Here is a 13,677-nt window from a genome sequence, read left to right as displayed (position 1 = left end):
CGCTTTGCGTAAACAGTGTGCGAAAAATTCCTCTCTTGATTTTTTTGCAATTAGAATTTTGAAGCAAATTCTTTTGCAAAATCTTCTAATTTAATTTTACCTGTTGCATTTCCGTCATTATTTAGAAAATCGGCTGCTATGGTTTCGTTTCTCAATCCAGTTCCCATTTCGGTATATAAACCTGCCATTTCTTCTGGAACTCCTGCTTGAGTCATTCCGCCAAAATATTGTTCGTCTGTAAATTCAATCCACGGAAGTTCTGGTTTTCCAATAGCCGTTCCAAATGCTTTTACAATTTCTGAAGGTGTTTTTACATCACTGATGATGTAACGGATGCTCTTACCGTCTGCAGTTTTTTGCAATTCTTCCGCAGCTGCGTTTGCAATATCTTCTGGATGAACTAACGGAATAAGGTTTGACGCTGGGAAATTGGCTCCCATAATTCCTGCTCCTTTTATCATCGGAATATCATTAAAGAAATTGATGTAGAAATATCCAGCTCTTAAAAAGGTAATTGAAGCGTCTAATTTTTCATAAATCTTCTCAATGTTATGCAATCCTGCAATGGGTCCGTTTCCTGTTGGCAAATCGGCACCAATACTGCTTAACATAACCACTCTTTTAATATTGGCTGTTTGAATTGCTTTCGCGAAAGCGGCACCAGCATCTGTAGTATTTTTTACAATATTTACTCCGCCCATATTTGGAGGTGTCATGGCAAAAAGAGCATCTGCACCTGCAAAAGTTTTAGAAAGAAAATCGGCATCATTAACTGATCCGATTGCGGCTTTTGCGCCTAAATCTTCAATAGCAGATTTTCTGTCTGCATTACTACTGATAACGGTTACATCGTGTCCCGATTGTACTAATTGTGCCACTAATGGCTTTCCTATGTTTCCTAATGAACCTGAGACTATAATTTTCATCTTTAAATGTTTTTTTATTTAACAAGACAAAGGTATCTTTGTACTTACTTTTATACAAGTACTTACCCTAAAGTATGTATTATGACCGCAATTAAAGAATCGTCTACTATTCAGGAAAACAAGCAGTATGCATTGGAAAAATGTCCCGTGACTTTTGTTATGGAAAAAATTGGAGGCTACTGGAAACCTATTATTTTATATCATTTATCGACTGGAGATAAACGTTATAGCGAACTGAAAAGAGCTATTCCTGCCATAACAGAAAAAATGCTAATTCAGCATTTAAAACAGCTGGAAGCTGACGGATTGGTTATTCGCGAGGCAAAACCTGTTGTACCGCCATTTGTAACGTACAGATTAAGCATTGCAGGAACTGGTTTAATGCCTGTTATTGATGCTATGGCTTCATGGGCTTTTAAAATGAAAGACGGCGTCTATAATATGTAATAGACACCGTCTTTGCTAAAAAACAAAAACTAATTAACTTAACTTGTTTTGTGAAATTGAACAGGCATTAATTTCACTAGTCGACTTAATTTATTTGTATTAAATATCGCTTCGTTTTAATTCTGTTTGATAAAAACCAAAGCTTCTTCGTAATTGGCAATTTGTACAAGGGCATTATAAATATATTGAGCAACCAATGCGCCTCCTTCTGAATTAATCAATTCGATGTCGTCTTCGGGCGTGTGATATTGCAGGTGTCCGCCTGTATGAAAACCAACTGCCGAAATGGATTCTTTGTAGAAAGAAACATGATCTGAACCACCAACGTCGCCTGCATGTACTACAGGATTTAATCCGCTATTTTCTTGCAGTTTTTTCATTAATTCTACTCCGTTCGGAAAAGTTCCTGCTCCTCCCATGTAAAGCTCTTTTTTATCATTCAATCTTCCAACCATATCCATATTGAGCATCACTTTTACAGCTTCTTTTGGAAGTGGAAGATGATTTACAAAATACTTTGAACCAAGCAATCCTTCTTCTTCTCCGCTGAACGAAATAAAAATGATGCTTCGTTTAGGTTTTACTTTTTGTTTTGAAATTTCTTCTAAGATGCAAAGCAAAGCCGAAACACCAGATGCATTATCATCGGCACCATTATGAATGGCAAAGGCTTCTTTCTTTTTACTTCCAGAACCTTGTCCGCCCCAACCCCAGTGATCGTAATGTGCACCGATTACAATGTATTCGTTTTTCAAATTAGGATCGGAGCCTTCAATGTAACCCACAACATTTTGCGTTGCCACACTATCCGATTTCATTTTATTGATTCCTTCTTTGACAAATACTTTGAAAGGCTGATAATAACTATCATTGAATTGCTGTAAACCATATTTCTTAAAATATTTTTTGATATATGCAGCCGCATCGTTATTTCCTTTAGTTCCTACAAAACGACCTTCTAATTTATCTGATGAAAGATATTTGTCATGTTTATAAAAGGTCTTAGCCATTTGTGCATTCACGAAAGTACAGCAAAAAAATACGGTCGTAAAAAGAAGTTTTAATTTCATAATTGTTTTTCTATAGATTGGACGCGGACGAAACGGATTTGCTTTGCAAAGACGCGGATAAATACAGATATTATATAAAAAATAGAATAAAAAAATCCGTAAAAATCAGCGTTTTCACGAAATGAATCCGTTTTATCAGCGTACTATTATCTTATAAATCAAAAGAGGTATGTTTAATATATTTTCGATCATAAGTATACAAAACATGTATTTTCTTGTCTGTGGTTTGGATTATGGCTGGATAACTAAATTCTCCTTTTTCCTGTTTTTCGAGATCGAATAGTTTCGTCCATTTTAAACCATCTTTAGAATATTCTACGTCTAAAATATTACGTCCGTTAAACCAGTCTTTTCCAATTGGAAGCGGATTATTTACCAATAAGAATAGGTTTTTATTAACTGTCAAAGCATCGATACCAGAATTAGAATTAATTACATTTATGGTATTGGTTCTTATCCAGCTTTTTCCATTATCTCCCGACCAGCTAGAAACTACTTTATTGTGTTTGCTTCTAGACAGCATCTGAATATCACTTTTACTATGAATTAAAAATGTGGGCTGAATAACATCAAAATTCTGGTTGTTTTCTACCGCTATTTTCTTCCAAGAATCTGTTGCTTCAGTGTATTCTTCAACATGTACTCGCCATTGATCTGTGTTGATGCTTTCTGTGCTGCTTCCGCATAAAATCACACCTGGAGTGGTTTCGATTGGTTTATTTCGGATTGGTCCTAAAATTCCTTCTGGGAGATATTTTGGTTCTCCCCAAGTTGTTCCGTTATCTTTTGAAACCATCATAGCGCCAAACCATTCTCTCGGATTTTTTCCGATTTTATAAAACAAATACAAATTCTGGCTTTTGCTTTTAAACAGAACGGGATTCCAACAAGGAAGCGTATCTCCGTTTTTAATTAAGGGTTGAATCAGTGCTTTTGGAACAGACCATTTTTTGTCTTTGTAAGCCGAAATATAAATTCCGACATCTTTTGCACCTTCATATTTTCCGCCAAACCAAGCTGCTAAAATTTCGTTTGGCTTGTATTCAACCAAAGTTGAGGCATGGCTATTGGTTGTAACAGGCGGGTCTGCAATATAACTGCTTTCGATATTTACAGCCTTTAATTGTGCCTTTGTTTCATTAGAAAAAAGAAATAAAGCAAACAATGCTGCAACAGTATATTTTGTCTTTAAAATCATTTTATTTTGATGAAAATTAATATTGTATGTTATGAATTAAAGTTGGGGCAAAAATTCACAGGTCTTCATAAAAAACAAAAGGAGAGTTACCTCTCCTTCTGCTCAAGTAACAAATCGTTTGATCTTTTACTTTACCAAATTAATTATTTTGTGTCCCACCAAAGTCTTGTTCCACCTGAATCTGGACCTCCTAATTTAGCAACTCCGCCATCTACAGCTTCTTTGTTTGATGAGTACTCATTTGTAGTGTAAATAATTCTTTTCATTAAAGATTTACCAACTCCTGCATCTGGATTATCCGTATTTAAAACTGGATAAATTACTTTAGCATCACTTCTTCTTAAATCTGCCCAAGCTTCCCAAGATTCTGGGAAAATGGCTAAGTATTTTTGAACTGCAATCTGCGTTCTTTGATCAGCAGTAGATGCAGACCATGCCACTGGCAATTTAACTGGAATATCTTGTAAATCTAAAGTTGGGTATAAAGTCAAAATGTTTGGTAATGTTGGCAATGTTGTTCCAGCAATGTAAGCATTAACATCAGCTACTTCTGTAATTCCCCATTGCGCAAGAGATAATCTAATACCTGTTTCATACAAAGTTTTAGCATCTGCTCCCATATTCCATCCATTTAAAGCTCCTTCTGCTCTACTTAAATAGTTTTCAGAAGCCATAAAGATTTCAATATTTTTAGTTTCGCTAAGTGTGTTATTTGGACCATTTCCTAAAACATCATTGTTAAAAGCAGAGAATTTAGTAGTTCCAAATTGATCTTCTAAACCTCCAACTGGATTTCCTCTATACACTTTTACAGTAGCATTTGCATCAAGTGGAGCAAACCATTTTGCTAAACGCGGATCCTTGTAACCTACAAGAATACTTTCCATAGAAGCAGTCATTACATAACCCCAGCTGTTTACAATCATGTTTAAGTTGTTTGGCGTAATGTTACTTGCTTTAAAGAATGCACTTTGATCGTTTGTCTGCATAACTCCAGCAGCAACAGCAGCTTCAGCTTGAGTTTTTGCATTTGCAGGATCTTTATCAGAAATTCTTAAAGCTAAACGTAATCTCATACTGTTTCCAAAGATTCTCCATTTGTCAACACTTCCTGCATAAACTCTATCATTTGGAGCAAGAGAAGCAACTGAAGTTGCAGAAGTAGAAGTTAATGTTGCGTTTGCTTCGTCTAATAGTTTAAAGAAATCTGCATAGATAAATTCTACGCTATCGTAAGGAACTTTATCTTTTCCGTTACCGGCTTCAGTGTAAGGAATTGGTCCGTAAGCATCAACCATTTGGTTGTACATGAAAACTTTCCAGATTTTTAAGATCGCCAATGCTTCATTGTTTCCTTCAGATGCTTTTATAGCATTTGATAAAGCTGGAGCTGCAACGGTGTAAAATCTTGTCCATCCTCTACCTTCGTATCCATTTACGAAAGCATTTCTTTCCGTTCCATATCCACAGTTTAAATAGTGGATAAAAGTTGAAGACAAAATACCAGTAGCAATACCCCACGTACCTTGATCATCTATCCCACTTGGTGACGAATAAGAACCATTGTGGATACCTGCATACAATGCTGAAGCAAATGCAGGACCTGCCAATGTAGCATCTAACTGATCTTCAGTCAAAGAATTAGGATCTTTGTTTATTTCGTCAAAGTCGCCAGTACAGCTTGACAAAATCGAAACCGCCATTAATGCAACTCCTAATGTTTTTATTTTAAAACTATATTTCATGATGTCTCTTTTTTAATTAAAATCCGAATTTAACATTCACTCCATAATCTCTCGTTGATGGAATGTTGAAAGATTCTATACCTTGTAAGTTACCTGTACCTGCTCCAGCTTCTGGATCAAAGTGCTCAGCTTTATTCAAGAAGAAGAACAAGTTTCTACCTACTAGTGAGAAATCGATACTTGAAAATCCTGAATTACCTAATAAACGTTTTGGCATTGAGTAACCAAAAACAAGCTCTCTTAATCTGATGTTTGTAGCATCATAAACAAATGGCTCTGCAATTGGAGTTCTTTGTCCGATAGCTGTCCAGTATTGCTCAGCATTAATGCTTGTTGTGTTTGGAGAATAAGTTCCGTTTCCGTTATCTACAACACCATCCACAATAATTCCGCCATTTCTTCCTGCCAAAGTAATATCACTTACCCCTAAACCAGCTTGTCTCGCTTGAGTGTATGAAATAACTTCACCACCAATTCTGAAATCAACCAAGAAGCTTAAAGAGAAATCTTTGTATTTAAAGTTGTTTTTGAAACCTGCAGTCCAATCTGGGTTAAAGTTACCAGCACGAACATCAAAACCATTTGTAGCTAATGGAATACCCGCACTATTTACAATGATATTTCCGTTTGGATCTCTTTGGAAACCTTTGATGTATAAATCACCATATTCGCCTCCAACAACCACTTTACTTCTTACTAAACGTCCTTCTCCAAGAACTAATTCATCTCTTCCTTCAAAGATAGATTTTACTTTTGACTTGTAAGAAGCATAGTTTGCTGTAATATCCCAAGTAAAGTTTTCTGTCTGGATTGGAGTTGCAGTAAGTGTAAGCTCGATACCTTTATTTTCAATATCTCCACCGTTTACGATAGCTCTAGAATATCCAGAAGGCTCAGGCGTATTGATGTAGAAAATTTGATTGTTAGTTAATGTATTGAAATATGTAAAATCTAAACCTAAACGGTTGTTGAAAAATCTAACATCGGCACCAAACTCTGTAGAAGAAGAAATCTCTGGTTTTAAGTTTGGATTTGCTTTTGTGCTTTGTCCGTATAACATACCACCGTTTCCTCCAATGTAAGAGAATCTTTGTTGTGTCTGATACGGATCTGTATCGTTACCCACTTGTGCGTAAGAAGCTCTAACTTTTGCAAAACTAATTACTTCTGGCAATGTAACCATATCAGAAATAACAGCTGAAAGTCCGAAAGATGGGTAGAAATAATCTTCTGGTAAAGTTGAAGACCAGTCATTTCTAGCTGTTAAATCTAAGAATAAGTAGTTTCTGAAACCAATTTGACCAAATCCGTAAACAGAATTGATTCTTTTTTCTGAAGCTGTAGAAGTAGATTGAACTGTCTGAACGTTTGATAATGCAAAGAAGTTTCTTTTACTTAAAACACCGCCAGAATTTAAAGCTGAACTATTTTGCTGCAATGAACTCGCACCCGCATTAAGACCAACAGAGAAATCTCCGAATTTTTCATTGTAAGAAAGTAAAGCATCTACGTTCAATTCGCTTACTGTTTCATAAGATTCGCTATAAGATCCCATGTTACTGTTGAAAGCTGCAGTTGCATATCTGTTTCTTACGTTTTTGTTTGTCATTTGGTCTAAACCAGCTCTACCTTGTAAGCTTAACGTTTTTGTAAACTCATATTTAAGAGAAGCTAAACCAATAAATCTGTTTCTTTTATCTGTACGAGCATCATCTCTTAAAGCAGACCAGAATGGGTTTCCTCCAGGAGCTCCAGTTTCATCGATAAAATAGTTAACTTGTCTTTGTCCTGCAGCATCAAAATATTCGAAATCTTTGTAATCGTTGTAAGCAATACTACGTGGCAATAAATAAGCAGATGTTCCGATAGACTCTTCACCCGTTCTCAATAAGTTATCGATATCCTGAACGATGTAGTTTGTTTTAGCATCTAAAGTTAATTTATCTGTAATCTTGCTAGTCAATCTTAAGTTAAGATTGTGTCTGTCCATTTGGTTTCCACCCACAATACCTTCAGCACGTGTGTTAGTGTAAGAGAAATAACCTTGCGCTTTTTCGTTACCAGCAGTAACTGTCAAAGTGTTTGCTAAGTTATAACCTGTTTTGTAGAAATCAATAACGTTGTTTGGCTGTGGAGAATAACTTTGTGTCGCAGGTCCAGCATAATTTGGATTACGAACCAACTGCCATGCAGATACCTGACGCCCGTCTAAAGGCGCACCCCAGCTTGAGCTTGAGTTAGAAACATAATTTCCGTTTGTTCCTTGTCCGTACTCATTTTGTAAATTCATCAAGTTATAAGCTGAAGAAGCCATAAAGTTAGATGATAACGAAACAGAAGTTTTTCCTGCTTTACCAGATTTAGTAGTAATTACGATTACACCATTTGATGCTCTAGAACCATAAAGTGCTGCTGCAGATGGTCCTTTAAGAACAGTCATCGAAGCAATGTCTTCTGGGTTAATATTAGAGATACCATCAGGCTGAGTAGTTCCTCCTGTATCAATATCAGGATTTGTGTTTGTTGTTCCGTTAGAAATTGGCACACCATCTACAACATAAAGAGGTTGGTTGTTACCATTAAGAGATCTGTTACCTCTTAAAGTAATTCTAGAAGAAGAACCAACACCATTTGAAGTTGTAGAGAAGTTAAGACCCGCAACTTTACCAGAAAGTGAGTTGGCAACGTTTAATGATCTTGCTTCTGATAACTCATCAACAGAAACGTTTTGTGCAGAATACGTAATGGCTTTTTTCTCTCTTTTAATACCAAGAGCGGTAACTACTACTTCTCCTAACTGCTGCGTATCTGGCCCTAGAGTTACATTAATTGTCGTTTGTGCTCCCACAGCAACTTCTTTTGTAGCAGATCCTACATAAGTAAAAACCAAAACTGCTGATTGATTAGGAACACTAATGCTGTACTTACCGTCAAAATCTGTTGAAGCACTTGTTTTAGTTCCTTTAACAATAATATTTGCTCCAGGAATCGGAATCCCGCTTTGAGCATCTGTTATCGTTCCTTTTACTGTTGTCTGCGCTTCTAGGCTTTGAAAACCGAAAAGGCATATGACAAACAGTAATTTTAGTACGTTTTTAATCATATTAGTTGTTTTTTTAGAGTTAATAACATGTTAAACTTAAGAATACATTCTGTTAACAAAATATAATTTCGACAAATGACAATTTTGAAAAGGTGTTGGTAAATCTTTAGTGTTTTATTGAAAGAAAACGTTTTCATTTGTAATCCTACTCTGCCTTAAATTAAAAGACCAAATTCTATTATTGAATAGAATTTGGTCTTTTATAATTGTATTCATTTTTTTAAAGTAAAAACGCCGAAAAATCTTCGGCGTTTTTGGTTTTTTAGTTCAAAACCTTAAATTTCGTTTTAAGTAAATCGGTCGAATTTCCGCCAACCATAACTTCGAAATCTCCAGGCTCTACAACGCGCTTCATTTCTCTGTTCCAAAGAGATAGCTCATCTGGTGTAAGTGTAAATTCAACATTTTTTGTTTCGCCTTTTTTGATATTTAATCTTTTGAATCCTTTTAATGTTTTTTCAGGAGTTGTTACTGAGCTGTAAACATCATTAATGTATAACTGAACCACTTCGTCTCCATCTCTGTCTCCAATGTTTTTAACGTCAACAGAAACTTTAACTTCTCCGTTTGGCTTAATTTCCGTAGTATTCAGTTTTAAATTAGAATATTCAAATTTCGTATAACTCAATCCGTAACCAAATGAATATAAAGGATGCTCGCTTTCTGCAACGTATTTATGGATTGCAGATGGTTTTTGGTTATAATATATAGGTAACTGCCCAACCGATTTCGGAACTGTAATTGGCAATCTTCCACCTGGATTATAATCTCCAAACAAAACATCTGCCACTGCTCTTCCTCCTAATTCCCCTGGGAACCATCCTTCTAGAACTGCAGGAATGTTTTCAGCAATCCAGTTTGTAGAAAGCGGACGACCGTTTAACAACACACAAACTACAGGAGTTCCGGTTTTTTGAATTTCTTCAATCAATTGTTGTTGAATTCCGAATAAGTCTAAAGAAGCAACATCTCTGTTTTCTTCTACCAATTCGTTAGATTCTCCTAAAACTACAATCGCAACATCTGCTTTTTTAGCGGCATCGATTGCTGGCTGTAAGTTTACTTTTTCTAAATTCCAACGGAAATGAGCTCTCGCTCCCCAGCCTCCTTCCCACATTTCAATGCGGACTTTGTATTTTTTACCTTTTTCGATATTTTTAGGAACCGTAACCATACTTGTTGCCCCTTTTGTCCAGTTGTCGATTACCAATTGGTCATCAATATACATTCTGATTCCATCATCAGAACTTAAACCTAACCAACCGTCAAGAGCTTGATCTGATTTTAAGAATCCCGTCCATCTGATAGAAAAGTCATCCACATTCACACCATCACCAGGCGCCCAAGGCCAGTCAAACTCTAACTGACTATCGATACGAGTCAAAGCTGGAGTTCCTTCTAAGTTTCTGTTATTGAAATATTCTCCTTTTAATCCATTTTGAGATTCGTCTGGAGTAAATAAATATTTAGATGGAATAATTTGTCCTTTTACAATCAACGGAACACCTTCTTCATAAACTACATTAGCCGTTTTTCCAACCAATTCCTTCACACCTTCATAAACCGTCATTCCGACACTGTTTTTAGGAGCATAACCTCCCAATCTTGAAGCATTTGCATTTGGTCCGATAACCGCAATGTTTTTCAAGTTTTTACTTAAAGGCAAAGTATTGTTATCATTTTTCAATAAAACCATAGATTTCTGCGCTGCTTCTAAAGCAACAGCTTGGTTCTCTGGAGTATGAAAACGCTCTTTAATCAGATTTTTATCTGTGTACGGATTTTCAAATAATCCCAATAAGAATTTCAAACGCAAAACTGCTCCTGCTGCACGGTCAATGTTTTCCATTGTCAATTTCTTTTCATTTACTAATTCGATAACAGTATTCTGCCAGAATTCATTTGAAAAATCATAAAACTGCATATCTACACCAGCTGAAACCGCTTCTCTAATAGCATCTTTTGGAGAATCAGCCACTTTGTGAGTGGTCTGAATGTATTTAATAGCTCCTAAATCTGAAACTACAAGTCCTTTAAAACCCCATTCGTTTCTCAAAACATCCGTCAATAACCAGTGATTGGCTGCACACGGAATTCCGTCTAGCTCCGAATAAGCGCACATGGTTCCTAAAGCACCACCCTTTCTAAATGCTTTTTCGAAAGATGGCAAATGATCTTCTCTTGCAGAACGTTCTCCAACCAAAATTGGAGAAGAATTTCCTCCAGCCTGCGGAATACCGTGAACAGCAAAGTGTTTTGGTTCTGCAATAATAGAACGATCTGATTTTAAATCGTCTCCCTGCATTCCTTTAATAAAAGCCAAACCAATTTCGCTATTCAGGAAAGCATCCTCACCAAAAGTTTCAGCAACACGTCCCCATCTTGGCTCGCGTCCTAAATCTAAGTTCGGTCCAAAACCAAAATGCACTCCATGCGCTCTTGCTTCCATACCAATAACTTTACCCACTTTGTCCATTGTTGCAATATCCCAAGTAGCTCCAAGACCAATATTCATTGGAAAAGCGGTACTTCCTTCATCTAAATAGCCGTGAAGCATCTCGCACATAATCAGCGCTGGAATTCCCCAACGGTTTCCTTTGATTACATTGGTTTGCAAATCATTAATCATTTTCGCTGAACGCGGATACAAATCATGAATCGCTCCTATTCCTAATTTTCCAATTTTTTCTGCCGATTTAGATTTAGCAAAATCTTCTTTATCTTTAAAAAAATCTCCTCTGTACATATCCATCTGACGCACTTTTTCTTCAAGTGTCATACGGCTTAATAAGTCTTTTACTCTGTCTTCAACAGGCGCTTTTGCATCTTGATACAGATACTTTTTCTGGGCATGGGTCTGGTTTAAAAAACCAACAGCCATTACAAAAATAATGGCCGTTTTCTTCATTCTTAATTGTAACATAGTTGTGTTGTGTTTAGTTTTGAATCACTTTAAGTTTTGTTCCGTTCACAAAAGCATCGTGCGAAATAAAAAAGGTATTAAGTGATTTTCCGTTTAGTTCAATCGAATTGATTTTTCCACCGTTATTTTCTTGTCTTTCAATTACGATGTTTTCTTTTTTATAATATTTAGGATCTAATTTGATTGTTACTCTATGAAACATCGGCGTTGTAATTGTATAAATTGGATCTCCTGGAGAAATCGGATAAATCCCCATCATCGAATACACTAACCAAGCCGACATTGTTCCGGTATCATCATTTCCTGGCAATCCTTTTGGTTCGTTTTTGAAATATTCGCGAACCAATTTCTTTACCATATCCTGAGCTTTATATTCTTCTCCTTTCACATAATTAAACAAATACGGATTGGCAATGTCTGGTTCGTTTGCCATATCAAATTGTTTGCTGTCGAATATTTTCTGCAATTGAGCCGAAAATGGTATATCACCGCCCATTAATTTCTTTAATCCGACAATATCATGAGGAACCATAAAATTATATTGCCACGCATTTCCTTCAATAAAACCAACATTTTCTTCAAAATTAGCTCCTGAATTTGGGTCAAAAGGTTCGTACCATTTTCCATCGGGCGTTCTTGGACGAAGCAGATTTAAGTTTTTATCAAATAATTTTCTATAAGATAATGAACGTTCTTTAAAACGTTTTACATTGTCTTTGTCACCAAATTCGTTGGCCATAAGCGAAATAGAATAATCTGAAATGTTATATTCCTGAGTCGTCGAAACTGGCCCTTTGTTGTCGGTTGTCAAATATCCTTTTTTAATATAATCTCTCAATCCCGGACGAAGCGGATTATTTTCAATATTATCTGCGCCTTTCAACATCGCATAATAGGCTTTATTAATATCATAATCACGAATTCCTCTCATATAACTATCTGTAATTACAATACTTGCAGGGTCTCCAACCATGGTAAAAGTTTCAGTCGAATTCAGTTCCCATTTGGGTAACCAGCCGTTTTCATCAAACATAGTCAACATGCTTTTTATCATATCCGATTGCTGTTTTGGATAAACCAAAGACATCAACGGATGTACATTTCGGTACGTATCCCATAAAGAAAATACGGTATAACGGGTGTCATCGGTTTTAGCAATTTTAGTTCTTTTGATTACGGGATATTGCCCGTTAATATCATTTAAAGTATTGGGATGAATTAAAGTGTGATACAAAGCTGTGTAGAAAATCGTATTATCCTCTTTTGTACCGCCTTCAACCAAAATTTTAGACAATTCTTCGTTCCATTCGTTATAGGTTTCTTTGTAAATTGCATCAAAAGATCTGTTACCCACTTCTTTTGCTAAGTTTTCACGGGCATTTTCGATACTTACATACGAAATTCCAATCTTCACTTCAACCGTTTCTTGTTTGTCGAATTTATACGTAAAATAACTTCCAATACTGTCACCTACTACAGTTTTAATGGTATTTTCCATTATTCTCGCTTTTCCGTTGTAACCCATCCATTGCGCTTCAACACCGTTGTATTTTGCAGGTTTTTTCCAAACTCCAAATTTATGGGCAGGTTTAGAAAATTGAGCCACAAAATAAACCGGATAAGCATCTTCTGGACTGTTGTAACAAAATGAGCCAACCGAACGCATTCCTTCAATTTCTGTAGAAGAAACCACTTTTATCATGGCGCCTTCTTCATTTGTTAATCCCAATCCAAGATTTAATAAAATATTAGATTGCCCTTTCGGGAAAGTGAATCTGCTAATCCCAACTCGTTTTGAAGCTGTAAATTCACCTTTTACTTTGTACTTGTCTATGTTTACGCTATAATAAGCAGCTTTGGCAACTTCATTAGAATAAGTTGACCCATATTTTAAATGATCGATTTCTACATTTCCAGTTGTCGGCATCAATAAAATAACACCCAAATCTGGACAGCCAACTCCACTTAAATTTACTTGAGAAAATCCAGTCAAAAAAGTATTCTCATTCACATACGGATTCGAAAGCCACTGACTGTCTTTTTCCATCGGTGTATTTTTTACTCCAGCCACATTAAACGGACTGATACTTGCCATTCCACGCGGAGCAATTGGTCCGGGAAAAGCCGCACCGTAATTAGAAGTTCCAATAAACGGATTAACAAAATCGGCAGGTTCCTGCGCAAAAATGGTAATGCTAAAAAACAGCATGTAAAAAATACATGCTGTTTGAAATTTATTTGTATTTAAAACCATAGGTTTCATTT

The 13,677-nt window shown here is 36.1% G+C and carries 8 protein-coding genes; 1 reads left to right on the top strand and 7 read right to left on the bottom strand.

The genetic code is table 11. The features are described 5' to 3' along the window. Positions 1 to 50 precede the first annotated feature (50 nt). Positions 51 to 926, bottom strand: coding sequence for an NAD(P)H-binding protein (locus tag GR162_RS08285; RefSeq protein WP_160781743.1), 876 nt, complete (start codon positions 924 to 926; stop codon positions 51 to 53). 81 nt (positions 927 to 1,007) lie between these two features. Between GR162_RS08285 and GR162_RS08280 the strand changes: the two genes are divergently transcribed. Next, complete coding sequence (locus GR162_RS08280; protein ID WP_160781742.1) at positions 1,008 to 1,373, top strand: helix-turn-helix domain-containing protein; 366 nt, start codon at positions 1,008 to 1,010, stop codon at positions 1,371 to 1,373. 116 nt (positions 1,374 to 1,489) lie between these two features. Here GR162_RS08280 and GR162_RS08275 read toward each other — a convergent pair whose 3' ends face one another. The 6 genes from GR162_RS08275 to GR162_RS08250 all read right to left on the bottom strand — a co-directional run bounded on the left by GR162_RS08275 (position 1,490) and on the right by GR162_RS08250 (position 13,666). Continuing rightward, positions 1,490 to 2,443 carry a M20/M25/M40 family metallo-hydrolase gene (locus tag GR162_RS08275; protein WP_237421332.1) on the bottom strand — a complete coding sequence of 318 codons (954 nt, stop codon included), beginning with the start codon at positions 2,441 to 2,443 and terminating at the stop codon, positions 1,490 to 1,492. 151 nt (positions 2,444 to 2,594) lie between these two features. Continuing rightward, positions 2,595 to 3,641: an exo-alpha-sialidase gene (locus GR162_RS08270; protein ID WP_160781741.1), complete on the bottom strand. Its 1,047-nt coding sequence runs from the start codon at positions 3,639 to 3,641 to the stop codon at positions 2,595 to 2,597. Between the two features lie 143 nt (positions 3,642 to 3,784). Further along, positions 3,785 to 5,386 carry a SusD/RagB family nutrient-binding outer membrane lipoprotein gene (locus GR162_RS08265; protein WP_160781740.1) on the bottom strand — a complete coding sequence of 534 codons (1,602 nt, stop codon included), beginning with the start codon at positions 5,384 to 5,386 and terminating at the stop codon, positions 3,785 to 3,787. Positions 5,387 to 5,402: 16 nt separating this feature from the next. Next, positions 5,403 to 8,489, bottom strand: coding sequence for a SusC/RagA family TonB-linked outer membrane protein (locus tag GR162_RS08260; protein WP_160781739.1), 3,087 nt, complete (start codon positions 8,487 to 8,489; stop codon positions 5,403 to 5,405). Positions 8,490 to 8,751: 262 nt separating this feature from the next. Then, positions 8,752 to 11,412 carry a glycoside hydrolase family 3 protein gene (locus tag GR162_RS08255; protein ID WP_160781738.1) on the bottom strand — a complete coding sequence of 887 codons (2,661 nt, stop codon included), beginning with the start codon at positions 11,410 to 11,412 and terminating at the stop codon, positions 8,752 to 8,754. Positions 11,413 to 11,425: 13 nt separating this feature from the next. After that, entirely contained in the window at positions 11,426 to 13,666 is a 2,241-nt protein-coding gene (locus GR162_RS08250; protein ID WP_160781737.1) for a GH92 family glycosyl hydrolase, read from the bottom strand. Positions 13,667 to 13,677 lie beyond the last annotated feature (11 nt).

The organism is Flavobacterium sp. HBTb2-11-1, from assembly GCF_009826975.1.
GTDB lineage: Bacteria > Bacteroidota > Bacteroidia > Flavobacteriales > Flavobacteriaceae > Flavobacterium.
This window is presented reverse-complemented; position numbering and strand designations above follow the sequence as displayed.